General features: G+C 59.5%; 23 protein-coding genes. 15 read left to right on the top strand and 8 right to left on the bottom strand.

Going from position 1 to position 24,989, the window contains the following annotated elements; genetic code table 11:
- Window positions 1-18 precede the first annotated feature (18 nt).
- Window positions 19-939, bottom strand: a complete 921-nt coding sequence (locus GO988_RS08265; RefSeq protein ID WP_157564097.1) for a DUF6929 family protein — start codon at window positions 937-939, stop codon at window positions 19-21.
- A gap of 165 nt (window positions 940-1,104) precedes the next feature.
- On the opposite strand from GO988_RS08265, the gene GO988_RS08260 reads away from it, so the two are divergent.
- Both GO988_RS08260 and GO988_RS08255 read left to right on the top strand, forming a co-directional pair.
- The gene (locus tag GO988_RS08260; protein ID WP_157564095.1) at window positions 1,105-1,653 is read left to right on the top strand and encodes an inorganic diphosphatase; all 549 of its coding nucleotides are present in this window, start codon (window positions 1,105-1,107) and stop codon (window positions 1,651-1,653) included.
- The gene (locus GO988_RS08255) at window positions 1,653-2,303 is read left to right on the top strand and encodes a DUF421 domain-containing protein (RefSeq protein WP_157564093.1); all 651 of its coding nucleotides are present in this window, start codon (window positions 1,653-1,655) and stop codon (window positions 2,301-2,303) included. The genes GO988_RS08260 and GO988_RS08255 overlap by 1 nt, the downstream gene beginning before the upstream one ends.
- Here the strand turns inward: GO988_RS08255 and ettA are convergent.
- Entirely contained in the window at window positions 2,226-3,893 is a 1,668-nt protein-coding gene (gene ettA / locus GO988_RS08250; RefSeq protein WP_157564091.1) for an energy-dependent translational throttle protein EttA, read from the bottom strand. The two genes, GO988_RS08255 and ettA, sit on opposite strands and share 78 nt — an antisense overlap.
- Before the next feature lie 256 nt (window positions 3,894-4,149).
- Between ettA and GO988_RS08245 the strand changes: the two genes are divergently transcribed.
- The 3 genes from GO988_RS08245 (at window position 4,150) to GO988_RS08235 (ending at window position 6,564) form a co-directional block, all read left to right on the top strand.
- Window positions 4,150-5,469 carry a DUF349 domain-containing protein gene (locus tag GO988_RS08245; protein ID WP_157564088.1) on the top strand — a complete coding sequence of 440 codons (1,320 nt, stop codon included), beginning with the start codon at window positions 4,150-4,152 and terminating at the stop codon, window positions 5,467-5,469.
- A gap of 78 nt (window positions 5,470-5,547) precedes the next feature.
- Window positions 5,548-5,769, top strand: coding sequence for a DUF2795 domain-containing protein (locus GO988_RS08240; protein ID WP_068339058.1), 222 nt, complete (start codon window positions 5,548-5,550; stop codon window positions 5,767-5,769).
- Between the two features lie 57 nt (window positions 5,770-5,826).
- Window positions 5,827-6,564: an ABC transporter ATP-binding protein gene (locus GO988_RS08235; RefSeq protein ID WP_232341448.1), complete on the top strand. Its 738-nt coding sequence runs from the start codon at window positions 5,827-5,829 to the stop codon at window positions 6,562-6,564.
- Here GO988_RS08235 and GO988_RS08230 read toward each other — a convergent pair.
- A complete protein-coding gene (locus tag GO988_RS08230) occupies window positions 6,561-7,763 on the bottom strand; it encodes a lycopene cyclase family protein (RefSeq protein WP_157564084.1) in 1,203 nt (400 codons plus the stop codon). The genes GO988_RS08235 and GO988_RS08230 overlap by 4 nt on opposite strands.
- Before the next feature lie 149 nt (window positions 7,764-7,912).
- On the opposite strand from GO988_RS08230, the gene GO988_RS08225 reads away from it, so the two are divergent.
- The 3 genes from GO988_RS08225 to GO988_RS08215 all read left to right on the top strand — a co-directional run bounded on the left by GO988_RS08225 (window position 7,913) and on the right by GO988_RS08215 (window position 12,504).
- The gene (locus GO988_RS08225; protein WP_157564082.1) at window positions 7,913-10,012 is read left to right on the top strand and encodes an OmpA family protein; all 2,100 of its coding nucleotides are present in this window, start codon (window positions 7,913-7,915) and stop codon (window positions 10,010-10,012) included.
- A 103-nt stretch (window positions 10,013-10,115) separates the two neighbouring features.
- The gene (locus GO988_RS08220) at window positions 10,116-11,168 is read left to right on the top strand and encodes a PorP/SprF family type IX secretion system membrane protein (RefSeq protein WP_157564080.1); all 1,053 of its coding nucleotides are present in this window, start codon (window positions 10,116-10,118) and stop codon (window positions 11,166-11,168) included.
- Window positions 11,169-11,235: 67 nt separating this feature from the next.
- Complete coding sequence (locus GO988_RS08215) at window positions 11,236-12,504, top strand: SUMF1/EgtB/PvdO family nonheme iron enzyme (protein ID WP_157564077.1); 1,269 nt, start codon at window positions 11,236-11,238, stop codon at window positions 12,502-12,504.
- Window positions 12,505-12,594: 90 nt separating this feature from the next.
- Here GO988_RS08215 and GO988_RS08210 read toward each other — a convergent pair whose 3' ends face one another.
- The gene (locus tag GO988_RS08210) at window positions 12,595-13,290 is read right to left on the bottom strand and encodes a ComF family protein (RefSeq protein WP_157564066.1); all 696 of its coding nucleotides are present in this window, start codon (window positions 13,288-13,290) and stop codon (window positions 12,595-12,597) included.
- Window positions 13,291-13,437: 147 nt separating this feature from the next.
- Between GO988_RS08210 and GO988_RS08205 the strand changes: the two genes are divergently transcribed.
- The 3 genes from GO988_RS08205 to GO988_RS08195 all read left to right on the top strand — a co-directional run bounded on the left by GO988_RS08205 (window position 13,438) and on the right by GO988_RS08195 (window position 15,051).
- Window positions 13,438-13,830, top strand: a complete 393-nt coding sequence (locus GO988_RS08205; RefSeq protein ID WP_157564064.1) for a carboxymuconolactone decarboxylase family protein — start codon at window positions 13,438-13,440, stop codon at window positions 13,828-13,830.
- Window positions 13,820-14,203, top strand: coding sequence for a hypothetical protein (locus GO988_RS08200; RefSeq protein ID WP_232341447.1), 384 nt, complete (start codon window positions 13,820-13,822; stop codon window positions 14,201-14,203). Before GO988_RS08205 ends, GO988_RS08200 begins: the two co-directional genes overlap by 11 nt.
- A 74-nt stretch (window positions 14,204-14,277) precedes the next feature.
- Window positions 14,278-15,051, top strand: a complete 774-nt coding sequence (locus GO988_RS08195; protein WP_157564062.1) for an exodeoxyribonuclease III — start codon at window positions 14,278-14,280, stop codon at window positions 15,049-15,051.
- Window positions 15,052-15,146: 95 nt separating this feature from the next.
- Here the strand turns inward: GO988_RS08195 and GO988_RS08190 are convergent, their stop codons facing one another.
- Entirely contained in the window at window positions 15,147-17,117 is a 1,971-nt protein-coding gene (locus GO988_RS08190; protein ID WP_198172577.1) for a T9SS type A sorting domain-containing protein, read from the bottom strand.
- 561 nt (window positions 17,118-17,678) lie between these two features.
- Between GO988_RS08190 and GO988_RS08185 the strand changes: the two genes are divergently transcribed.
- Window positions 17,679-19,100, top strand: coding sequence for a sigma-54-dependent transcriptional regulator (locus tag GO988_RS08185; RefSeq protein ID WP_232341446.1), 1,422 nt, complete (start codon window positions 17,679-17,681; stop codon window positions 19,098-19,100).
- Between the two features lie 338 nt (window positions 19,101-19,438).
- Here the strand turns inward: GO988_RS08185 and GO988_RS08180 are convergent, their stop codons facing one another.
- Complete coding sequence (locus tag GO988_RS08180; RefSeq protein ID WP_157564058.1) at window positions 19,439-19,819, bottom strand: T9SS type A sorting domain-containing protein; 381 nt, start codon at window positions 19,817-19,819, stop codon at window positions 19,439-19,441.
- A 151-nt stretch (window positions 19,820-19,970) separates the two neighbouring features.
- On the opposite strand from GO988_RS08180, the gene GO988_RS08175 reads away from it, so the two are divergent.
- The 3 genes from GO988_RS08175 to GO988_RS08165 all read left to right on the top strand — a co-directional run bounded on the left by GO988_RS08175 (window position 19,971) and on the right by GO988_RS08165 (window position 22,790).
- Window positions 19,971-21,125: an NAD(P)/FAD-dependent oxidoreductase gene (locus GO988_RS08175; RefSeq protein WP_317164822.1), complete on the top strand. Its 1,155-nt coding sequence runs from the start codon at window positions 19,971-19,973 to the stop codon at window positions 21,123-21,125.
- A 104-nt stretch (window positions 21,126-21,229) separates the two neighbouring features.
- The gene (locus GO988_RS08170; RefSeq protein WP_157564056.1) at window positions 21,230-21,547 is read left to right on the top strand and encodes a hypothetical protein; all 318 of its coding nucleotides are present in this window, start codon (window positions 21,230-21,232) and stop codon (window positions 21,545-21,547) included.
- A 136-nt stretch (window positions 21,548-21,683) separates the two neighbouring features.
- Entirely contained in the window at window positions 21,684-22,790 is a 1,107-nt protein-coding gene (locus GO988_RS08165; protein WP_157564054.1) for a type III polyketide synthase, read from the top strand.
- Window positions 22,791-22,794: 4 nt separating this feature from the next.
- Here the strand turns inward: GO988_RS08165 and lepB are convergent, their stop codons facing one another.
- Together lepB and GO988_RS08155 are read right to left on the bottom strand one after the other, a co-directional pair.
- Complete coding sequence (gene lepB / locus GO988_RS08160) at window positions 22,795-23,964, bottom strand: signal peptidase I (protein WP_157564051.1); 1,170 nt, start codon at window positions 23,962-23,964, stop codon at window positions 22,795-22,797.
- Between the two features lie 186 nt (window positions 23,965-24,150).
- Window positions 24,151-24,873 (bottom strand): methyltransferase domain-containing protein, encoded by a 723-nt coding sequence (locus tag GO988_RS08155; RefSeq protein ID WP_232341445.1) that lies wholly within the window; start codon window positions 24,871-24,873, stop codon window positions 24,151-24,153.
- Window positions 24,874-24,989 lie beyond the last annotated feature (116 nt).

Genomic DNA, 24,989 nt, shown 5'->3' with positions numbered 1-24,989 from the left:
CTGGTTGCTAGTTAGTTCCTATAGGCGCACTTCGGCCACGAGCGCCGTGCTGCCGCCCAAGTCATCGTCGGTTACGAGCAACAGCTCTAGCCGGCCGGGGCTGTGGGTGCGGCGCACGGCCAAGCCCTCTACTTTGCCGAGGTAGGCGCGGCCATCGGCCCAGGCTAGGCGAGCAAAAGCCGCCGTTTGGTCTACCAGGTTTACCACCCCCACGAATGAGCCTAGCATGGCTCCGTCGGCTACGGCGTCGGCCGTGGCCTCGACGGAGGCCGTCACGAGTAGCTGCCCATCCACGAAGGTGGCGCCCGAAAAACCAGCAGCGTAGCCCTCTAGCACCGGCAATTGAAACGAGAGCACGCGCGCCACGGCGGGTACCACGCAGCGCGGGTCAAACAATTGCGCGAGCGTGGCGGCGAGGGGTAGGGCAAACAGCAATGCCGGCCCGCCACCCACCGAGCGCTGCAACAGCAGCAGCTCGGTGGCAGTAGTGGCCGCAGCCTCTATGTTGAGCACCACTCCGGCCGCCAAGTGTGCCCGCAGCTGCATATAAAGCGGGTGCAGGTCGAGGCGCTGCGTGGCCGTGTGCGGCGGGGCACTGCCGAGCGGCGCTTCAGCATTGGGCAGGGCCACATAGTAGCCCACATCGCGGTTGGGCCGCGAGCCCGAGCCGCATAGCAGCAGCCCGGCCACACCCGCTGGGCCCACTGCGGCGGCCATGCTTTCGAGGTCAGGCTTTGTGGCTTTGGGAATACGGCCCGTGCCAAAATCGGTGGTTTCAAATAACTGGACCTGGCCTGCGGGGGCGAGGGTAGCTGCGTCGAGCAGGTAGAGGTAGGGCGCGTCGTCGCTGACGACGTACGCCGTGGTGCCCACTATTTCTACCCCCGAGGCCGATGGCAGGTGGGGGAGCACAGTTTCGGATAGGATAGTAGCAGTCACGGGCAGGTAAAAGTTAGGGCACGCCAAAAGTAAGTACGTGCCTCAGGCAAGCCCAGCTAGCGGCCATACCGCCCAGTTTTGTAACCTGAACACTAGTAACCTAGCCATAACATTACCCTAGCCAGGCGCCGTAGAAGCAACTGGTTTCTCTTTTGCTTTTGCCCTATGCCTCCTTCCCTGCACCAGCTGCCGGCCCACGTTGCTCATTCTAAAAACCGCATTTACGTGGTGGTAGAAACGCCCAAAGGCGGCCGTAACAAACTAGCTTTTAACCCCGAGCTAGGCGCCTTTCAACTCATGGGCGTGTTGCCCGAAGGCCACAGTTTTCCCTACGATTTTGGTTTTGTGCCTTCTACCCTAGCCGCCGATGGCGACCCCCTCGATGTGCTGCTGCTGCTCGATGCGCCCGCCTACCCCGGCGTGGTGGTAGAAGCGCGCCTGCTGGGCGCCCTCGAAATAGAGCAGCACGAAACCGATGGCACCGTGCAGCGCAACGACCGCCTGCTGGCCGTGGCGGCCAACTCGCGCGAGCACAAAAGCCTGCGCAGTATCAGCGACTTATCGGCCGAGATGCTGCACGAAATCGAGCACTTTTTTCACTCCTACAACGAAGTCAAGGGCGGCGAAATCAAAGTATTACGGCGCGTTGGCCCCGAGCGGACGCATGCGTTGCTGGCCCAGGCCCAGGTGCACGTTCCTACCCCCGCTGCGTGATGAAAGACCTGCTGGATTTCCTCTTTGGCCTGCACGCCGACTCACGTACCATCACGGCCGTGCAACTGATGTGCCGGGCAATGGTGGTTTTCTTTGCGGCGCTGGCGCTGCTGCGCCTATCGGGGCCACGCACATTTGGCGGCAACACGGCTTTCGATATGGTGGTCAAAATCATGCTCGGTGCCATCATGAGCCGGGCAGTGGTGGCGGCTTCGCCCTTCGGGGGCACGCTACTGGCCAGCTTGGTCTTTGTGCTGCTGCACCGCTTGCTAGCTTGGGCCTCCTTCCGCAGTGCGTGGGTAGGCAAGCTGGTAAAGGGCCAGACCTACGTGCTGGCCGAGCAGGGCCAACCCAAACCCGAACAGCTCAGCCGGCTCAACCTCACCGAGAATGACTTGCTGGAAAGCCTGCACGAAAACGGCAACCTCGCCAGCCTCGACCAAGCCGAAAGAGTATACCTGGAGCGCGATGGCAGCATTAGCGTGGTGAAAAAAGCAAAACACCCTGACAAAAAAAGCCGCTGGAAAAACTTCCAGCAGCTTTTTTCTGACGCTTTAGCATCGGCGGGGGCCCTAGCCCAGCTTGCGGTAGCGCACGCGCTTGGGCTCCACGTCGCCGAGGCGCTTCCGCTTGGCTTCCTCGTAATCTGAGAAGTTGCCCTCAAACCATACCACTTCCGAATCGCCCTCGAAGGCCAGAATGTGGGTCGCCAGCCGGTCCAGGAACCAGCGGTCGTGGCTGATGATAACGGCGCAGCCAGCAAAGTTTTCTAGCGCATCCTCCAAGGCCCGGATGGCGTTCACGTCCAAGTCGTTGGTTGGTTCGTCGAGTAGCAGCAAGTTGGCGCCTTGCTTGAGCGTCATGGCCAGGTGCACGCGGTTTTTTTCACCGCCCGAAAGCGTACCGACCTTCTTCTCTTGGTCCCCGCCGCCAAAGTTGAACTTGCTGACGTAGGCCCGCGAATTCACTGGCCGGCCGGCAAGCAGCATGGTTTCGGTGCCGCCCGTGATGGTATCAAACACCGACTTGGCGGGGTCCAGCGAGTCATGCTGCTGGTCGATGTAGGCGGTTTGCACCGTGGGGCCTACTTCGAAGGTGCCGGCGTCGGGCTGCATCTGGTCGGTTATCATGCGGAAGAGCGTGGTTTTGCCCGCGCCATTGGGCCCGATGATGCCCACAATGCCGCCCTGGGGTAGGGAGAACGAGAGGTTTTCAAACAGCAGCTTGTCGCCAAATGCCTTGCTCAAGCCTTCGGCCTCAATCACTTGCGCCCCCAGGCGTGGGCCGTCGGGGATGAACAACTCAAGCTTTTGCTCCTTGTCCTTGGCTTCCTCACCGGCCAGCTTCTCGTAGTTGGCCAAGCGAGCCTTACCCTTGCTCTGGCGGGCTTTGGGAGACATGCGCACCCATTCGAGCTCGCGTTGGAGCGTCTTGGCGCGCTTGCTCTCCGTGTTTTCCTCCTTGGCCAGGCGGTCGGTTTTCTGCTCCAGCCAGCTGCTGTAGTTGCCTTTCCACGGAATGCCGGTGCCCCGGTCGAGCTCCAGAATCCAGCCCGCCACGTTGTCGAGGAAGTAACGGTCGTGGGTAACGGCAATAACCGTGCCCTTGTACTGCTGCAAGTGCTGCTCTAGCCACAGCACACTTTCGGCGTCGAGGTGGTTGGTAGGCTCGTCAAGCAGCAGCACGTCAGGCTCTTGCAGCAGCAGGCGGCACAGCGCCACGCGGCGCTTTTCGCCCCCCGAGAGGGTACCAATAACGGCTTCCTGCGGCGGGGTGCGCAGGGCATCCATGGCGCGCTCCAGTTTGTTGTCGAGCTCCCAAGCGTCGAGCTGGTCGAGGCGCTCCTGCACGGTGCCCTGGCGCTCAAGCAGTTTGTCGAAGTCGGCATCTTCGGCGCCAAAAGCCTCGTTTATTTCGTCGAATTCTTTGAGTAGGGCCACCGTTTCGGCCACGCCTTCCTCTACTACTTCGCGCACTGTTTTGGCGGGGTCGAGCTGGGGCTCTTGCTCCAAGTAGCCAACCGAATAGCCGGGTGAAAACACCACTTCGCCCTGAAACTGCTTATCGACGCCGGCAATGATTTTGAGCAAGCTCGACTTGCCCGAGCCGTTGAGGCCGAGCACGCCGATTTTGGCGCCGTAAAAGAACGAGAGGTAAATATTTTTGAGAACTTGCTTCTGAGGCGGGTAAATCTTGCTTACCCCGGCCATGCTAAAAATGATGGTGGGTTGGTCGGACATGGGATAGAGATTGGGTGGTTTAGGCGATTTTAGTAGGCAAAGCTACTGCGGTTTGGGTAGGGTAGGCACTACCCGTAGCAGCCATTCATAATCTGCCGAGATGCTTAAAAATTTGAAAATCAAGGGAAAAACCAGAAAACGGAAACTCTGCATCAGAAACAACCATTTTACCCCGTAAACTTGTAGTTCATTCTCTTTCTAGGTGCGCCGTCGCAAGCAGGCTACGCACTACCTTGCCCCACTCTATCTTTTCCCAATGGAACACCCCGACCACCCGCTCACGGAAGCCCGCCGCTATGGGTACGTGGAAGACGGGGGCGTGTGGCTGCGCCCGACGCTCGGCCAGCCGGCCCGTCGCATTGGCCAAGTCAAAGACACCGACGATGATGCGCTGCGCTATTTTGGGCAACGCTACGAAGCCTTTCGGGCTAAAATCGACGAGTTGTTAAGCCGCCTACAATCTGCTGATAACCAAGGCTCCTTCCTGATGAAACTCCTGCATTTGCAGGAGCAAACCAAGCAGCACGATGGCCTGGGCGACTACGAAACGCTGCACCGCCGCCTAAAAGAGGCCGAGGAACAGCTGAACGTGTCGGTAGCTCGCAACCGCGAAAAAAACCTGGCCACCAAAATCAGCCTCATTCAGCAGGCCGAGGAAGTGCGCGAAAGCGTAGAGTGGATTACGGCCAGCGAGCAGGTGAAGGACCTGCGCCAGGCTTGGCTCAAGACCGGGCCCGTAGACAAAGCCCTGACCGATGAGTTAGAAAGCCGCTTTCACGGCGCAATCCAGACGTTTTTCGACCGGCGCAAGGCCTTCCAAGTTGACCGGAAGAACTTGGCGCGCCGCACCTTAGACCGCTACCGCGACCTGGTGAACCAAGCCGAAGCGCTCAAAAACTCCGACCAGTTTGAGGCTACTTCGCGGCAGCTTAAGCAGCTGCAAACTGCCTGGCGCGACATCAACGGCAACCTGCCCAAAAAGCAGGCTGGCGAGCTATGGACGAAGTTTCGGGCGGCGAACAACCACTTTTTTGAGCGCCTCAAAAAGCACATCGAAACCCAGCGCCCCGCCGACAACCGCCCCGGCGGCGTGCCGTCGTCGGCCGAGGAGAGCCTCGCCCGCAAGCGCGAGTTGGCCAAGCGGGCCGAAGCCCTCATTGCCCTACCCCCCAACCAGGGCGTAAACCAAGCCAAAGCTCTGCAAACCGAGTGGAAGCAAAGTGGCGCGGTGCGCGGCCCCGAGTCGGACCAGTTGTGGCAGCGCTTTATGCTGGCCTGCGACAAGGTGTTTGAGATGAGCGCCCTCGACTACTACCTGCGCAAGCGCCAGGCCGAAGGTGGCCCCGCGCTCTCGCCGACCGAGCGCGCCCAGGCGGCCACTACCGCCCTGCGCAAATTTATTGAGAGTGACCGCCAGGAGCTGGCCGTGCTGCAAGACAACCTGGGTAAGCTCAACAGCTCGGCCGCCAACGACCAGTTTCGGCAGCTGCTACAAGGGAAAATACGTACTTTCGAACGTAAGATTCAAACGAAAACGGAGCTAATTGCGCTCTTTCAACTGCCAGTAGGGCGCTAACCTTACGGCCCCCACCTACGTTGTGCCCCCGGGGCTTACTTTTACTAACCTTTTTTCACGCCTTCTTTCTTTTTGACTATGTACTGGACCCTCGAACTAGCCTCCTACCTGGAAGATGCTCCCTGGCCCGCCACCAAGGACGAACTAATCGATTTTTCCATCCGCTCGGGCGCCCCGATGGAAGTGGTGGAAAACCTGCAAGGCTTGGAGGACGATGGCCAGCCCTACGAAAACATTGAAGAAGTGTGGCCAGACTATCCTACCAAGGAAGACTTCATGTTTAACGAAGACGAGTACTAAATCAATGAATAAGTAATAATGCGCAAGGAACCGGTACCAGTTGTGCACCAATCACAATTGCTTACTGCTCCCCAGTCACTATTCGTTGAAAATTTAATCGCGGGGTACGCCGACAAGGTGTTGCTCCGCGATTTTTCGTTGGCATTGCCTCCTACCCCCTCTTTTGTGGCGGTGCTGGGGCACAACGGCGCGGGCAAGACCACGCTGTTTCGGGTGCTGACGGGGCAGCTGCCCTACCAGGGCTCGGTGCAGCTGGGTGGTCCCGAAGAGCTCCGTACCCTCAGCGGCCCCAGGTTGGCGCGGCGGCTTGGCTACTTGCCCCAGCGCGGCAGCCTCGATTTTAGCCTGAGTGTGCGCGAACTAGTGGTAATGGGTCGCTACCGCCACCACGGCTTGTTTAGCACCTATAAGCTTGCCGACTATGCCCGCGCCGATGCCGCCCTGGCGCAGGTTGGCGCTACGCACTTGGCTAAGCAAGATTTTCGGCAGCTTTCGGGTGGCGAGCAGCAACTGGTATGGCTGGCCCAGCTCAGCCTGCAAGATGCGCCGCTTTACCTGCTCGATGAGCCTACCCAGCAACTCGACGTGTATCATCGGCGGCGGATTTTTGAGCTGCTAAATACCTGGGTAGCTACTGAAAACAAAACTATTTTGTGCAGTACCCACGACCTCGATAGCCTACCCCCCCTAGCGGGCTACCTGCTGAATATCTCGCGGCCTCGGCCACAGCTAGTGCCCATCAGCCTAGAAAGTGTGCGGGCCGAACGGGAGTTTTTGGAGCGCGGCCCAGCCTAACGGCGCTGCCCCGGCCGGCCGCGTAACACCTGCCCAATGGAGCGCATAAACGGACCGGGCGACACCGAGTTCATAATGCGCAGGTTATCGGCCCAGTTAGTTTTTTCATCCAAAAAGCGAAAAATGCGCGCTACTGGGTTGCGCTCGAATAACTGCCGGAATAAGTCGCGCGTGGTTTCGCCCTGGCGCTGCATAATATCGAGCAGAAGCGTATCGAATAGGCGAAACTGCCAGCGGTCGCCCGTGGGGTCGGGCGGCGGCTGGCCGGTGGCTGCCAGCGCCGCTACCACCCGCGCCGACTGCGCCTGAATGCGCCGGAAGGCGTAGCCGGTGCTCGGCTTGGCCCGCCCGGCGCGGGTGCCCAAGTGAATAATGCTCGCGCCGGTGCGGGGGGGTAGGGGGTGGTCGGTCATTGGAATAGCGCCCACTTCCTTGGCCGTAATGCGGTACTCACCTGCGCTCATCCCTAAGGTATGCTGCATGTAATCAAGCAGATGCGCTTCATACACGGCCTGCGGCAATACCTGCGCCGAAAAGAGCGTGTATTCGACTAGCGCTTGGCGCGGGCTGAAGGGCAGCACGTACATAAACCGCGCCTCGTGGTGCTGCGGCCCCCGAAAATCCATGAACTCCACTACTTCTGGGTCGAAGACGTCGCGGTCGGTTTCGACCTCCCAACCCACAAAGTGTTGGAGCAGGTAGCGGTACTTGGCCGGTTGGGGCACGAACGCGGGCGGACGACTATCGAAGGCGTAACGCGCTACATATTCTTGGCCATCCGCAGTACGAGCACGCACACCCGAAATGGTATTTTCTAGAGAAGCAACTTCACTTTTTACGCTAATAAACTGTGCTGGCCTAGCAGATAGCGCACGCTGCACCATCTGGTAAAAATCCAATCCGCGAACGGTACAGTACCGGTAGCGTCCCAAGTCGAATACCTGCTCATAGCCGGGGCTGCGGAAAGCTATTTTCTGCCATTCTCGCGTTACTATGCTATCAACTAGCTCAGGTTCATCTGTCCAGAACGACCAAGTGCGGTCATTTTGGTCTTTTGCCTCAGGCTCAAGCAGCAACACTCGCTTGGCGGCTAGGCGCGGCTCGCGAGCCAAGTGGTAGGCCAAACTGAGGCCAGCTGCGCCGCCGCCCACGATGAGGTAATCATAAGGGGGTAGGGCAGTGGAACTAGGCGAAAGCATGGCGCAAAGATGGCACCGCCACGCCCACTCGATTTGGCAGCGCCGGGCTTTAGTGGTAGGTTCGTAGTGATAACCTGTACTTAGTCTAAATTATTGGATTTTTCTATCTTCAGGCAGTGCTTTTGCCCGAATCCGACTTTCTATAAACTATGAAATTGTATTCATCTTCTTTTTTTGCTTCGGCCGCGCTGGCGGGCGGCCTGCTACTGCTAGGTTCCTCGGCCCAGGCCCAAACGGTGCTGTGGGCAAGTAAGGTAGTAGGCGTTTCTTCCCAAAAAGCTTCGGGCAAGGAGCCCTTTTCGCCCGACAAAGTACTGGGTGAACCCAATGCCCAGCCGCTAGGCCAAATCAGCAACGATGCCTGGATTCCGGCTAAAGAAGGCTCCAACGAGTACATTGAGGTGCGCTTTGCCAAGTCGATACTGGCCCAGCAAGTTACTGTACTGGAAAACTTTAACCCCGGCTCAATTACTAAAATTGAGCTGGTTGATATAAAAGGCGAGCGGCACGAGGTATATAAAAACACTAACCCCGGCCCCCTACCCTCGGCCTACCGCACGCTCCAGGTCAAGTTTAAGCCCGAGAAGTACCGCACCATTGGGGCGGTGGTTACGATGAACACGGGTAAGGTAGAGGGCGTCAACCAGATAGATGCTATCGGCGTGGCCAACGTGGACGTGCAGATTGTGAAGCAAGACTTCAAGAATGCAGCGAAAACAGACGTCGAAACTGTGCAAATGGATTCGACCCTGAAGAACTTGGGGCCTAACATCAACAGCCGCTACGTAGATACGCACCCGGTGATTTCGCCCGATGGCCGCACCATGTTTTTTGCCCGCCAGGGCCACCCCGGCAACGTAGGCGGCAACCGCGACCCCCAGGACATCTGGTACGCCAAGCTGACGAGCGGCAAGGCCCAAACCTGGGCCCTAGCCAAAAACCTGGGCACCCCGCCCAACGGCCCCGAGGACCCCAACGGCCTGGCGTCGGTGTCGGCCAACGGACAGGTAGCCCTGCTCACCGGCGTGTACGTAGATGGCTTTATGGAGCCTAAGGGTTTCAGCACGAGCCGGCGCTCGCCGGGCGGCTGGAGCGTGCCAGTTAAGGTGCAGATTGACAATTACATCAACAAAGACCCTGAGCACATCGACGGCTACCTGGCTACGTCGGGCAAGGCCCTGCTCATGGCTGTGGAGCGGCCCGACGGCCAGGGCGGCCAGGATATTTTCGTAAGCTTTCCGAAGCCCGACGATGTGGGTGTGCAGCCCGACCCCAAGCGCCCCGTGGCCTGGAGCAAACCCATCAGCCTGGGCCCTACTATTAACACGCCGGGCGCCGACTTTGCGCCGTTCCTGGCTTCGGATGACAAGACGTTGTATTTTGCTTCGGATGGGCACGGCGGCTATGGCAAGAGCGATATTTTTTACTCGAAGCGCCTCGACGATACCTGGACCAAGTGGAGCCCGCCCCGCAACCTGGGTCCGGTGGTGAACTCGCCCGATTTTGACGCCTATTATACTGTTTCGGCGGCAGGCGATAATGCCTACCTGGTGTCGTCGCGCAATGGCACCGACGGCTCGAAAGATATTTTTCGCATTGCCCTGGCCCCCGCCTTCAAGCCAGAAGTGGTGACGCTGGTGCAGGGCAAGGTGCTCGACGCCGTGACAAAAAAGCCCATCCGAGCCATTATTCACTACGAAAATCTGATTACGGGCGAAGAAATTGGGGTGGCTGAGTCGTCGCCGATTGATGGCTCGTACACGATTGTGCTGCCTGCGGGCGTGCAGTACGGCTACCGCGCTGAGTCGCCGGACTACATCGCCGAAAACGCCAACCTTGACGTAACGGCCGCCGATAAGTACACCGAGAAGCAGCAAGACCTGTTTTTGGTGCCCTTCAAGGTAGGCCAGAAGGTGAAACTCAACAACATCTTCTTCCCGCAGAGCAAGTATTATTTGCAGCCCAGCTCCTTCCCCGAGCTGTTGCGCCTGGTAAAAATATTGCGCGACTACCCCACCGTGGAAATCTTGATTGGCGGCCACACCGACAACCAAGGCGACCCAGCCCTCAACCTGAAACTGAGCGAAGACCGGGTAGACGCTGTGAAGAAGTACTTGGTTAGCAAGGGAATAGACGCTAAGCGCTTGACCACGCAGGGCTTTGGCGGCACCCAGCCCATTTCGAGCAACGAGCAGGAAGAAACCCGCCGCTTCAACCGCCGGGTAGAGTTTACGATTACGAAGAAGTAATTTAGTAGCGACTAGTGGCGCGGCACGCATGTACGCTGGGTAGCCCTTGCCGCGTTTAGGCAGGGCTACTTGGTGGCGCAATTGGTTTCTACTACGCTTTTACATGGCCCAACTGGCGCGCTTCCTACCCCCCTTCCGCACCCTGGGCCTAGCTGGCTTGGGCCTGCTGCTGGCGGGTGCGGCGCGGGCGCAGGACGTTTATTTTTCGCAGGCCTTCGCCAATCGCCAGGCTCAGAACCCGGCCTGGGCGGGCTTGCTCGATGATTATAGCGCCACGCTGAGCTACCGCAACCAGTTTCCGCAGTTGGCGGGCACGTTTCAAACAGCCCAGCTCGCGGCCGATTTTCGGCTGCCGCAGCCGGGCTTGCACCACGCGCTGGGGGTAGTTATCAGCCAAGACCGCACCGGGGCCGTGGGCTATACGCGCCTGGAAGCCAGCGCCCAATACGCCTACCACACCCGCCTCACACGGGACCTGGCCCTGAGCGGCGGCGCGAGCGTGGGCTACGGCCGCCAGCGCGTGGGCTACGATAATTTTTCGTTCGGCGACCAGTTTTCGGCCGATGGTACGCAGCTAGGCGCTTCGGCCGAAAGCCTGGCCGGATTTCCGCCCATCAACTACCTCACGGTGGGGGTAGGCGGCGTGCTCTACGCCGAGCAAGCGTGGCTAAGCGTGTCGGGCCAGCACCTCAATCGGCCCGATTTGGGCTTTACTACCCAGACCTCCCTACCCCTGCGCTGGGCCGTGAGCGGTGGCTACAAGCTGTTTTTGCAGCGCCCGGCGGGCGCGGGCAAGGGCGAAACGCGCGAAATCAGCTTGGTGCCCACGGCTAGCTACACCCGGCAGGGCGGCTCGCAGCGCTCGGAGGCCGGCGCTTACCTTATAGCGCAGCCCATTACGCTTGGCGTGCTCTACCGCAACCTCACTGGACCCGACCTCAGCGGCACGCAGCATGTTTTAGTAGCGGCAGCGGGAATTGAATACGGCGACTTTCGGTTTGGCTACAGCTACGACGTGGGTTTAAGCCAGTTGGCCAGCGATTTGGGTGGGGCGCACGAAATAACTTTCACCCTTCGTGCGTTTGATAAGCTGGAAAGCGCTTATCGCCGGCTGAAAAGACGGAATTATCCAATAGCCCCTTGCCCGAGCTTCTGATTCTTTGTAATATTGCAACCAAATTGCTCCGTATAATTTATTCGCGCCATCGGCAAATTCACTTGTTATGAAATTTACTAGTTATCTAAGCCTGCTGGCGGCCGGCACGCTAGCCCTGGCCAGCTGCGGCAAGAAGGGCGCCCCCACGGCCACCAATCCCGGCAAAGCCTCGTCGACCACGGGCATCGCCTACAATACCGATGAGGGCATGACGGTGTCGAACTTTAAGAAAATACCGACTGGCCCCGGCCTGGTATTCATTGAGGGCGGCCGCACGGTACTGGGCTCGTCGGAAGAGGACGTGACCAACAACCACGATAACATTGAGCGCACGGTTACCATCGCCTCGTTCTACATGGACGAAGCCGAGGTGGCCAACATTCACTGGCTAGAATACCTGCACTTTTTGCGCAAAGACTCGTCGGAGGAGAAGTATAAAGCAGCTTTGCCCGACACCACGGTATGGGCCCGCGACTTGTCGTTCAACGACCCGTACGTGACGTACTACCTGCGCTACCCCGGTTTTCGCTACTTCCCGGTAGTGGGCGTAAACTGGCTACAAGCCGATAGCTACTGCGCTTGGCGCACGGCGAAGGTGAACGAGAACATGGGCAAAAGCGGCGGCAGCAGCAAAAAAGGCGGCCTGTTTAGCAAAAAGAATAAGAAAGGCGACACTGGCGCTAGCGCCGAAGGCACCACGGCTAATGCCGGCGCTTTGGCCAACGGCAAAGGCGGTCCTTCTATCGAAAACGGCAACACGCTACCTAACTACCGCCTCCCCACCGAGGCCGAGTGGGAGTACGCGGCCCAGGCGCTCGTTGGCACCCAGGAGGTTGGCAACGAAAACCAGGAAGAGAAGCGTATCTACCCCTGGGATGGCCGCTCGACGCGCAATGCGTACGGCAAGGGCCAGGGCCAGTTTTTGGCTAATTTCAAGCGGGGCCGTGGCGACTACGCCGGCATCGCGGGTAGCCTGAATGATGGCGCCATGATTACGGAGTACGTATACGCTTACCCGCCAAACGATTATGGCCTGTATAATATGGCTGGCAACGTGAACGAGTGGGTGCAGGACGTATACCGCCCGCTGTCGTTCCAAGACGTAGAGGACCTAAACCCCTTCCGTCGCAACGGCGTGGGTGACGATGCTGGTAAGTACGACAAGAAAGGCTACCAGTCGCTGATTGACGACCACGTGCGCGTGTACAAAGGTGGTTCGTGGCGCGATGTGGCGTACTACTTGTCGCCCGGTACCCGCCGCTTCATGGCTGAGGATTCGGCCACGGCTACTATTGGTTTCCGTTGCGCTATGATTAACGCTGGCTCGAACAAATAGCCAACTACTTGAATTAGTGTTTAGTATTACAAGAAGGCCGCTCCCTGGAGCGGCCTTCTTGCATGTAGCCCTACCCCCTTCCCCCTTATGCTAGGCGCAGGCAATGGTGGCGATGCTCACGGCCCGCGCGCCCGCGGCCAGTAGCACAGCGGCGCAAGCCTCTAGGGTAGCGCCCGTCGTAAGCACGTCGTCAACGAGCAGCACGTGGCGGCCCGCGATGGTAGTGGGCTCGGCCACTTCAAATACGGTGGCTACGTTTTGCCAGCGTTCGGTGCGGCTTTTGCGGGTTTGGGTGGTGGTATGCTCGGTGCGGCGCAGGGCGGTGGCGGCATGGGGGCAGGGTAGGGCCAGCACTAAGCCCTCGGCAAAGGCATCGGCTTGGTTGTAGCCCCGGCGGGCCAATTTGCGGCGGTGCAGGGGCACGGGCACTACTAGGTCAAACTCAGCTTGCAACCCAGCGGCGACTAACTCGCTGGCGTACAGATGGCCCAATGCCTTGCCTACTTGCTGCTGGCCTTTATACTTGAGCTGATGCAGCAGGTGTTGCACCCGGCCGTGGCGCAAAAAGTGCAGGTAGCTAAGGGTATGCACCACCGGCACCTTGCCCCAAAAGCGGCGCGCCAGCGGGTTTTGGGCGGCGGGCAGCAGGTGGTAGTCGGTGTAGGGCAGCTCGGTGCGGCAAGCAGTGCACAGGTGCTGCTCGCCGGCCACCAGCGGCTCGGCACAAGCCAGGCAGGAGCGAGGAAAGAACAGCGCCGCGAAGTCGGCGAGCAGCGAGCGCAACATAGAGTGCTGGTGTGGGCGGTAACTTTGAGGAAGCAACTACTAGCCGGCGGCTGGGGCTAGCCAGCCGCGGCCAAGCGCGCCGCCACCCAAGGCCCTACCCTGGCCGGTAGCCTGAGCTTCACAATATTACTGCATAAACAAGTAGCTATGTCTTTAACCACCGATTTTAACGACTACCGCCAGCGCATGAACGAGCGCGTGCTGTCGTACGACAACAAGGTTATCAAGCGCTTTTTCAACCTTGATACGAACACGTACGCCGCGGGCGCTATCGACGTCAAAACCAAGGAGATGCTGGGCCTAGCCTGCTCGCTGGTGCTGCGTTGCGACGACTGCGTGAAGTACCACCTCGGCAAATGCCACGAAGAAGGCTTGAGCGACGAGGAAGTATTCGAGGTATTTTCCATCGCCAACCTCATCGGGGGTAGCATCGTGATTCCGCACTTCCGCCGGGCCGTGGAGTACTGGGAAGTGCTGCGCGCCGAAGCCGCGTTGGCCGCTCCGCACCCCTCGGCCCCGCACCCGCCCCATGCGCACTAACGGCCCCCAAGACGCGGCTTCGCACGAAACCGAGGCCGCGTTTGCGGCGCGCTGGGAAGCCCTTATGGTGACCCTGCAAGAGCGCTTCGGCCGCCGCCCCGACCTGAATGCGCTGCTGCTCCTCATTGGCGTGCAGGAGCTGGGCCAGGGCGTGGCCGAGTTCACCAAAGAGCAAAAGCAGGACCTGATGCACATTGCTACCTGCAAGCTCTTTAGCCAGAGCGGGCACTACGAACTGGAGCGCGTGGACGACGAAGGCTGGCCGCACTACAAGCTGCTGGTGCCCGTGCCCTTCGCCAACCTCAAGGAGCAGGAGCGGATGCTGAAATGGCACATCCTGGAGTACTTCGACGCGCTGGAGGAGGAAGACTAAGGAGCCACTTCTTGAACGACGTACGGCGCGCCGTACGCCGTTCTTTTTTGATTTTCTACTCGCATTGCTACCCCTTGAAAATCGTTTCATATAACCTGAACGGCCTGCGCTCGGCCCTCAGCAAAGGCTTGCTCGACTGGGTGGCCGCCACTGCGCCCGACGTACTGTGCGTGCAGGAAATAAAAGCCGGCACCGCCGCTCTCGACGTGAGCGGCCTCGCTGCCTTGGGCTACCATGCCTACCTGCACCCTGCCCAAAAGCCCGGCTATAGCGGCGTAGCCACGTTCAGCCGCATCGAACCCACGGCCGTAGTGGTGGGCTGCGGCAATAGCCTCTACGACGACGAGGGCCGCGTGCTGCGGCTCGACTTCGGCGGGGTGTCGGTGCTGAATACCTACATGCCTTCGGGCACCAGCGGGGTGGCCCGGCAGGCGTTTAAGGTGGCGTGGCTGCACTGGTTTCGGACTTACGTGGCAGCCTTGCGCCACACCGAGGGGGTAGGGCCGCTCGTGATTGGCGGCGATTTCAACTGCTGCCAGACGCCCATCGACCTGCACAACCCCAAGGCCAACCAAAACAGCCCCGGCTACACTCCCGAGGAGCGCCAGTGGTTTCGCGATTTGCTGGCCGATGGCTTCGTCGATTCGTTTCGGCAGGTGCACCCCGATGCAGCGGGCCACTACTCGTGGTGGAGCTACCGTGCCGGCTCGCGCCAGCGCAACGTGGGCTGGCGCCTCGACCACCTGCTGCTCGACCCCGCCTTGCTACCCCACTTGCGCGGGGCCGGCCTCTGGCCCGACGTCGTGCATTCCGACCATTGTCCGGCCTGGGTCGAGCTGGCCGTGTAGCAGTCCCTACCCCCTGCTTAGCGCCCAAGCAAAAGCCCCGCTCCTTGTTAAGAGCGGGGCTTTTGTATAGTGGTTGAATCGTTTAGAACACGGTGCTAGCGAGCGCCAATCACGAGGCGTTGCGACGACAACGGCTGGCCGCCAGCATCGCGCAGCACTACGTGGTAGAGGCCCGTAGCGAGGCCCGTGGTGGGCACCGTGAGGGCGGCTTCGGCGTCGCTGGCGTTTATTACGCGAGTGCTCAGGAGCTGGCCCAGGCCCGAATACACATTGATGCTCGAACCCGCAGCCAGCACAGTGCTGGTGCTCAGCGTGATGCTGCTGGCCGAAGCCGGCGCCGGGTTGGGGTAGATGCTGAAGCTGGCGAGGGCCGGGCTGGCGGCTAGCACTGCCACGGCCGACAGCGTTTCGCGGCCGTCATTGTCCACCTGGCGCAGGCGGTAGTAGAGGGGGGTAGTGGCCTGGGTAGCAGCGGTGGCGTCGCGCAGGCTATACTGGCGCGGCGTGCTGCTGCTTCCTGCGGCGGCTACTTGCCCAATAGTCTGGAAGCCATCGGCTGGGTTGGCCGAGCGCTCTACCACGAAGCGGGCGCTGTTTAGCTCGCTAGCCGTGGTCCAGCTGACATCAGCCATGCCGGAACCCGCCAAGCGGCGCACCCCAAAACTGGTGAGCGATACTGGCAGCGGCGCCGGCGCCACGAGGTTAACCGACCCGTTCGAATTGTCAGCGAAGGCATAATACACCTCCGTGGTGGTGGCTAGCCCTACTAATCCGCCAACGGTGATACCAACTTTGCTGAAATTTTGGGTCGTATTGAAGCTGATAGTCCGGCGGCCATCGGGTAGCAGCGCCGCCATTAGCAGCGACGAGCTGGTGGACGTTTCCAGCAAGTTGCCGTTGCTATCGTACGTGCTCAGGGTGACGTTCTTCGCTATGTCGGCATCCAGCAGGCTGGTATTGCCAAGCACTATCCCGGCCCGATTGCCTGCCTGGCCCGCGGCATTGAGGTCGAGGCGCAGGGTGGTCGAGTTGGCTACCCCCAGCCCTACCTGCACAGTAGCTGGTTTGTTAAGGTTGGGGCCCGAAGCATCATCGGCGTTGTCCACGCTGTTGCAGGCCACACATACTCCCGTAGTCGATTTAGAATTGTGGCCCGTGCCACTGGCAAATTTAGAAAGTACTTGGGGAGTGGCCGTGGCCGAAGCTACCCCGACACCATAGTATAGCTGGAGGCTATTGAGAGCCGTTACCAAACCGGTTTGCTCGATGGAAACCGAACTAAAGGCCTGAGTAGTTGGGAAGCTTATCAGCGACCGGCCATCGGGCAAGGCCGTTAGCCCCAGCAGCGAACTCACGGCCGCCGTCTCTAGCACATTGCCTGCTGCATCGTGGGTGCGCAGCACCAGGCTGCTCAAGACTTGGGCATCGAGCAAGTTGTTGGTATTGCCAATAACGAAGCCCGCCTGGTATCCGCTCGGGGCCGTGCCTTCGAGCTTTACGCGCAGCCGGCTGCTGCAATTCACTGTTGCCAGGCTTGAAAACGTCGCGAAGTTGGTCAGGTCAGCATCAACAGCATTGGTGGGGTTTGTGGTGGGGGCGCAGCCACCGTCTTCGTACTGGCCAGCCGGCGAAGCGAAGCGCGAAACGAGGCCGGATACCTGGGTGGCAGTCGTAGCGCCTACTCCATAGGCGTAGTGAACATTAATGCCGGTGCCTAATGTCAAAACGCTGCCAAATACGATTTCTACTTGGTTGAAATTCTTGCCTTTGGTAGTTGTAAACTCTACCTGCTCCGGGGGGCCGTTGCTGGCCAGCAGTTGCGCCTGGGCTGGTGTTACACTCACTACTTTTTCTTCTTGCAGCACCGCCGTGGCCACATCGGCCCCGAGATAAGTACGCAATGTTACAGCCCCAACCGCATTGAGCCCCAGCACAGCGCTGGTAGCCGATAGCAGCACGCCCGCCCGATAGCCGCCGAGCGCAGTATCCGTCAGTTTCAGCCGTAGCGTGGTAACGCCGTTTATGGGCAAGTTGACGGTGGCCGCCAGTGAAAGGCCATTGAGCAAGCCGCCGCTAGTATTTATGGCGACTCTGGTGCCATTGCAGGAAGTGTTGCCCAGCGTTGTTGTGCAGGTGGTAGCTACAAGCGGCGCACCGGTGCCCGTTGAGTAAATAGCTTGCCCACGGGCATTAGCAGCGGCTAATAATAAGCTCAGCAATAATAGGGGTAAGCTTAGTAATTTGGCAGCCCCCCACAAGTTGCGACGAAGTGTGATTATTTCTGGAAAAGCCATGACCGAAGCAGGTATTAAATAAACCTGCATAAAAACAGGCAATTTTTTTACCGTTTTTTTAATCCTATAATTATCAATTACATGTATTAATTTTATTTATTCTATGTAATCTCAAAACAACACGCTTTTCTAGTAATAAGACCAAACCGCTAGAGCTATTTTTAGCGTATTTAGCTTAGTTGTAAAAATTATCACCGAATTTTACATGATTTTTAATCCCGAACTACGTCCAAGCCTTTTATAATTATTTCAACAATTATTTGCTCTTTCATCTGCCGAGCTTACTAACTGCGTTATCCTCTGGTTAGCCGGCATATTAGCCTTCCTACCTCTATGACAACATCTATGCACTACCATATTTGGCTAATTGGGCCAGATAGCAGCTATATTACCCGGTTGTGCCACCGGCTCAGCCTGAATCCTGATTACTTAGTTCGCCGCTTCACGAGCATCGCCTTAGCCCAAACGTACCGGCCTGCGCCAAGCGCCGCCCCGGAGGCCCTCATCTTAGATGGCGACGGCCACACCGACGCCTTGCCGTGGCGCCTCATTCAGAAGATGCGCGAGCGCCTACCCAAAACCGTATTTTATGTATTAACCAGCCAGCTTGAATCGGCCACCGAGGCCGAGATGCTGCGCCGGGGCGTTACCGACTATATCGAGAAGGACTCGGCCAGCATCGAGCGCCTGTGGCAAGCCTTGGCCCAGGCCCGCCAGCGCCCTGCCGCTGCCCAGGCCCCCGCCCCTACCCCCCCACCTGCGGCCGAGGCGGGCCAATTGCTGGGCGAGCACAGCAGCATCCAGCAGGTACGCGAACTCATCACCAAAGCGGCCCGCACAACTATTACGGTATCGGTGAGCGGCGAAACGGGCACGGGCAAGGAGCTAGTGGCGCAGGCCATTCATGCGCAGTCGGGGCGGGCGGGGCGGCCCTTTGTAGCCATCAATATGGCGGCTATTCCGCGCGAGCTGCTCGAAAGCGAACTGTTTGGGCACGAGAAAGGCGCCTTTACGGGGGCGCTGACGCGGCGCGTGGGCCGCTTTGAGGAGGCCGACGGCGGCACGCTTTTTTTGGATGAGATAGCCGACCTGGAGTTGCCGCTGCAAGCCAAGCTGCTGCGCGTGCTGCAGGAGCGGGCCATTACGCGGGTGGGGGGTAGCCAGCCGGTGCCCTTCGATGTGCGCCTGGTGGTAGCTACCCACCGCGACCTCGCCGCTGAAGTACACGCCAAGCGATTTCGCGAAGACTTGTACTACCGCCTGCTAGGCCTACCCATCGAGCTGCCCCCGCTACGCAACCGCGGCCACGATATTTTGCTGTTGGCTACGGCCTTCGTGCAGTCCTTCAGCCGCCTCAACCAGCTGCCCACGCGGCCATTCAGCCCAGAGGCACGGCAGCGCCTGCTGGGCTATACCTACCCCGGCAATGTGCGCGAGCTAAAGGCGGTAGTGGAACTGGCGGCAGTACTTGCCGAGGGCGAGCACATCGAAGCCAGCGACATCCCGTTTCGGACGCTGCCCGCGGCCGCGCAGCCTGCTACTACGTCCGCCGTTGCCACTGCTACGGCAGGGGCTAAGCCGACCAATGGCCAGCCGCACTTTCCGTCGCTGCGCGAGCAAACGCTAGCCATTATGCAGCATAGCCTGACGGACTTGCACGGCGATGTGGTGGCGGCGGCCAGCCGCCTGCGTGTGGGGCGCTCTACGCTCTACCGCCTCATTCAGAGCGGGCATTTGCAGCTACCCCCCAACTAGCTTAAAATTGCCCGAATTTTATAGTAACCCTACCCCCCGTCGCACGGTTAAAGAGCCAGGCAGTAGCTTCGGGAACGAAGAACCCTGTTTTTTTCACCCCTTTTTGTATTTATCATGTTATACCTGTTTTTAGGACTCGTGCTGGCTACAGTCTTGTTATCGCTCGATACGATGCGCCGGGTGCGCAATATGCTGGCCCCCGAGCCCGTAGCTGCCCGCTAAGCGGCCGCCTCATCATTTGGCCCACTAACAGAAAAAGCAGCCCAACTAGGCTGCTTTTTCTGTTGGTATATCATAAGGAAATAGGAACCACATGCGGCACCCTATCGGCGTAAAGTTTAGCGAATAACCAGCTTGCAGAGCTGGCTAGAATTGTCGGCTTCCAGCTTCACGTAATAAAGGCCATTGGCAAAACGACTCAGGTCGAGGGTACGCGTCGAGCGCTCGTTGAGGTCGCTGAGTGTTTCGCGGTACATAACGGTGCCGATAACATTGAGCACCGTTACTTCCACCTTGCGGCCTTCGAGGCCATTGATGGTGAGGTGCACAATACCGGTGCTGGGGTTAGGGTAAACGACCAGTGTGCGCTCGTCGAGCACCGAGCGGCTAATAGGTTGTTGGGGGGCTTTGGCCGCTGCCGCGGCTCCTGGCCACAGGCTGCCCATAGTTAGCCCCAGGCTGCTACACCACAATAAAGCAAATAGTAAGCGTTGTTTCATAACATTGTCAACCAGAACACAGTAGCCGGGTGGGATTGAAGTTAACGATAGCCACCGATTTTGGTTTTGCAAAAGTAAGGCTACGAGTCAGCTTCGGCCACGTATACAGCCCTAATAATTATCTAAATCCGGGTTTTTTGCCGGAAATCCAGTGGTTTTACCCGATTATTTTGCTATTGATGCTGCCGAAGTACTTATTCTGGGCGGCGGCCTGGCTGGCTTGGCGGCCGCCCTCGACTTAGCTGGGCGCGGCCACCGCGTGGTGGTAGTCGAGCGCAAGCAATATCCCTTTCATCGGGTGTGCGGGGAGTACGTGAGCCACGAAGTGCAGCCTTATTTGCGCCGGCTGGGGGCCGACCCCGCGCCGCTGGGTCCGGCTAGTATCAGCTGGTTTCGGCTGTCGTCGCCGGCCGGCCGTACCCTCGACAGCCCGCTTGACATGGGCGGCTTTGGGGTGAGCCGCTACCGGCTCGATGAGCACCTGTACCGCCTGGCCCTGGCGCGGGGGGTAGGGTTTGTACTGCCCGCCACGGTGGCCGAAGTAACTTTCGACGCTGCGGCCGACCGCCACCGCGTGACGCTAGCCGACGGCCGCTGCCTCACTGCGCGGCTGGTACTGGGCACCTACGGCAAGCGCAGCGCGCTAGACCGGCAGCTGGGGCGGGCGTTTTTTGGGCAGCGCTCGCCCTACGTGGGCATTAAGCACCACCTGCGGCTGCCAGGTTTTGCGCGCGATGTGATAGCGCTGCATAATTTTCGGGATGGCTACGCGGGCATTTCAGCTATTGAAGAGGATAAGCTGTGTTTCTGCTACTTAACTACCCGCGACAACCTGCGCCGCAGCGGCTCGGTGGCTGCGCTGGAGGGCGAGGTGCTGGCCCAAAATCCCCACCTAGCCGACATTCTGGGCAGCGCCGAGCGGCTGTATGCCCAGCCCGAAGTCATCAACGAGATTTCCTTCGCCCCCAAGCTACCCGTGGAACAGCACCTGCTGATGGTGGGCGATGCGGCCGGGCTCATCACGCCGCTCTGTGGCAACGGCATGGCCATGGCACTGCACGGGGCCGCACTAGTAGCGCCGCTGGCGAGCGAATTTTTGCAGGGCCTACTCGCCCGCCCGGCCTTGGAAGCGGCGTATGCCCAGGCTTGGCGGCGGCAGTTTGGCACGCGCCTGCGGGTGGGGCGGGCAGTGCAGGGGTTGTTTGGGGGGCCCATCTTAAGCGAGTTGGTGGTGGGTGCACTGCGGCACTGGCCCGCCGCCGTGCGCACCCTCATGCGCCAAACGCACGGTACGGCCTTCGCCTAACCCAAATGCCGGGGCGGCCGTAAACGAGGCCGTTGGCTTGCTATGGGCTTTGCGGCCTAACCAAGCGCCCAATTCTCTTTCCTGAACTTTTCGATTTTACCCGTATGAAACGTACTAGTCTTCTCCTGACCGCCGCTTGCGCCCTATTTTGCCAAGTGGCTTCTGCCCAGACTTCGCCCGCTTCGGCACCCGACAAATCGACGCCCAATATGCAATCGTCGAGCAGCACCAATACCGGTACCCAAACCAGCAGCCCCACCACCACGGGCATGGACAACGGCTCGGTGTCGCCCCCAGCTCAAACCCGCGACCGCATGGCCGACGACGCCCGCACCACGACTACCGATGGCTCGATGCGCAAAGGCCGGAAGACCAAAGGCACGATGTCCGACGGCAAGGGCAAGATGAAAACCAAGATGTAAGGCGCATTCGTACTTATTTTTAGTTACAAAAAAGCCAACCAGCCGCCGTGGCCGGTTGGCTTTTTTACTAGCCCTTCGGCTGCTACTGCCACGCGGGTGCCTGCCTGCGTAAACTTGCCTCTCTAATCCCCTCCCAATGCCCAGCTACCTGGGTGCCATTGGCACCGCTACCCCCTCTCACTGCCTGCCGCAACCCGTCATTGCCGATTTTATGGCGCGGGCGCTGGCGCTGGATGCGGCGGGTACTCGCAAGCTGCGAGCGCTCTACCGGGTGTCGGGCATTGAGCAGCGTTACACGGTGCTGCCCGACTATGGCCGGGCCGATGGCGCTTACGAATTTTTCCCGAATACGCCTGGTTTAGAGCCTTTTCCAAGCGTGCAGCCGCGTATGGCGGCCTACCGCCGCGAAGCCCTACCCCTGGCCTTGACGGCCGCCCGTGCGTCGCTGGCCCAGGTGCCCGGGATGGAAGCCGCCAGCCTCACGCACCTCATCACGGTGAGCTGCACCGGTATGTACGCGCCGGGCCTCGATATTGAGTTGGTAGCAGCGCTGGGCTTGGCGCCCAGCGTGCGGCGCACGTGCGTCAATTTTATGGGGTGCTACGCGGCCGTGAATGCCCTGCGCCTGGCCGATAGCATTGTGCGGGCCGACCCAGCCAGCCGGGTGCTGGTAGTGAGCGTAGAGCTGTGCACACTGCATTTTCAAAAAAGCCACGAGCCCGACCACTTGGTGAGCAATGCCCTGTTTGGCGACGGCGCAGCGGCGGCCCTGGTGCTGGGGCAGCGCTTCCCTACCCCCTGCCTGGCGCTGCAGGCTTTCCACTGTGGCCTCGAGCCGGCTGGTGTGCAGGATATGGCCTGGCACATCGGCGACTTTGGGTTTGAGATGACGCTTTCGGGCTACGTGCCGGGGCTGATTGAGGGGGGCATCGGGCAACTGCTGGCGGGCCTGCTGCACGACCTGCCCGTACGCCGCCAGGACATTCGCCACTTTGCGCTGCACCCCGGTGGCCGCAAAATCCTGGAATCCATTGAGAAAGCGCTGGGGCTGAGCAAAGAAGACAATTGCCATGCCTACCAGGTGCTGCGCGACTACGGCAATATGTCGTCGGCCACGGTGCTGTTTGTGCTGCGCGAACTGCTTGCCGCTGCTACCCCCCTCGATAACGGGGCGCCGGTGCTCAGCTGCGCTTTTGGGCCGGGGCTAACGCTGGAAGCCATGCTATTGGAGATTTGCGGCTAGCAGCCTAGCTGACAGGCTGGAAAAGCCGATTCCACCGGACTTTATGCAGGAAGTCGGCGTATGGGTCGAGCGACAGCCACACAAACACGGCCTTGCCCACAATGTGGTCCTCCGGTACAAATCCCCAGAACCGGGAATCCTCAGAATTGTGTCGGTTATCGCCCATCATGAAATAATAGTTCTGCTTAATCGTGTACTGGGCCAAGGGCTGCCCATGTTGGTAAATTATACCTTTTTGCCACGTAATACCTTGATTATGCTCGTATTGCGCTATTATTTTATAATATACAGCCGCATTAGCCGGAGTCAGCTTAATAGTCTGCCCCTTTTTGGGAACTGGTAGCGGGCCGTAGGAATCGAGCTGCCAGCCACGCGGCATGGCACTAAGGGCCTCCGATACGTGGAAATCGGCAGCGTCCGGAAACAGCGTGTTTGCGGGCAGGACGCCGCCCGCCACTGTAAGCGCCTGGACATAAGGCTGCTGGCGAAAGTAAGCCGCTACGCTGGCGGGGCAGCTAAGGAAATACCCCACTTTGCCCGTCTCGGGGTTGGTAACGGCGGCCGGAATCCCATCGGGCTGGCTATAATCGACCACCTGCTGGTCGTGCAGTGCCTGGCGCACCTCGTCGTTGGGGTTGGCCACGCTCATGAAGTACGTGGTTTGGGGCTGGCCCCCGACGGCCCCGGGCCGGCCATTGAGGAATACCTGCCCCTGCCGAATTTCCAGCGTATCGCCCGCCACCGCAACGCAACGCTTGATGAGGTGCGTTCGCAAGTCGGCGGGCCGCTGCTGCTCGTGTGGCACATGAAAGACCACTACATCGTTGCGCTGCACAGAGCTGAACCCCGGAAACCGGTAGGTCGGCAGCTGAATCAGGGCGGAATAGCTTTGCCAACCCAAGCCCGGTAGGGTTTGGTGGGTAAGCGGAATTTGGAGCGGCGTCTGGGGCGTAATCGGCCCATAATGCAGCTTGCTGACAAATAAATAGTCGCCCACCAGCAGCGAGTGCTCCATGCTCTCCGAGGGAATCACGTAGGCTTCCACGGCCGACCACCGGATGAAGGTGGCCACAACGACCGCAAAAAGCAGCGAATTTGCCCATTCGCGGGAATTGCTTTTGGGCTTCGCGGGTGGGGCAGCAGGCGCCGAGCGTTTGGAACGGGAGGAAAACATGGGAGAGAAAGCAGTGGTGCGCTAAAAGTAAGAAACGAAGCCACTTATCCTACTTTGTTCACTTAAAATGAATGAACCGGATTGACTAAAATCTCTCCTAGTAAGTCCTATAAAGGGCGCAACAGCCGGCCAAGCCCAAAGCCCTAGTTGCACTTTGCAAGCCTGCGGTAAGCTTTTCACCAAAAGTCAATTCGTATTTTCAGCACTGGTATAAATCACTACCTGCCAGCGAAACGCCCAGCACCAGCGCAGCTCGTAATCGGTGATGCCCGCCTCAGCCAGCAGCCGCTGCCAGTCGGCGCGCGAAAAGGCGCGGGCCACGGAGAGCGGCGCATCGTTTTGCACTAGGCGCGAGCCGCCGAGGATTTTGGTCAAAAACTTGATGCTATAGTAAGCCAGCGGGTGGCGGTGCAAGTCGTTGATGACGACCCCTACCCCCGCCTGCTGGTGCCAGCGGCGCAGCAGGCCCACTAGCTCGGCATCGGTGAAGTGGTGGCAGAAGAGGCTGGCCGTGAGCACGTCGTAGGGCTGGGCCGCAAACTCGGGCGAGAAAATATCGAATTGCTGGTAGCTGATTTCGGGAAAATTCTGGCTCTTAGCGGCGGCGTAGTCGAGCATGAAGGCATTGGCGTCGATGCCGGTAAGCGCCAGCCCTACCCCCTGTTGGCGGGCCCAGCGTGCTACGTAGCGCAGGGTGTCGCCGCCGCCACTACCCAGGTCGGCCAGCCGCAGCGGGCGGCCCGCCGGAAAGCGTGGCCGCAGCCGGTGTAGCGCGGCCAGCACCGGCCGGTAGCCGCCGAGCCAGGTGTTGATGGTTTCGAGCTCCTCAAGGTTCTGGCGCAGTTCGTCGGTGGCCAGTTCGAGGTCGTCCATTAGCTCGGGGGTAGTCGCGCGAATAGCAAAATTCATGGGTAAAAAAGTAGTTTGCTGATAGCCTGATGTAAATGATGTAATAAAACCAACATTTAGTAGCAACTAATCTTGGTGAATTGTGGTATATTTGGCCCAATAACCTGATTGCCTCC

Origin of the sequence: Hymenobacter ginkgonis, from assembly GCF_009755225.1 — a bacterium.
GTDB lineage: Bacteria > Bacteroidota > Bacteroidia > Cytophagales > Hymenobacteraceae > Hymenobacter > Hymenobacter ginkgonis.
The sequence above is the reverse complement of the archived record's forward strand: the minus strand, read 5'-3'. Positions and strand labels throughout refer to the sequence as shown.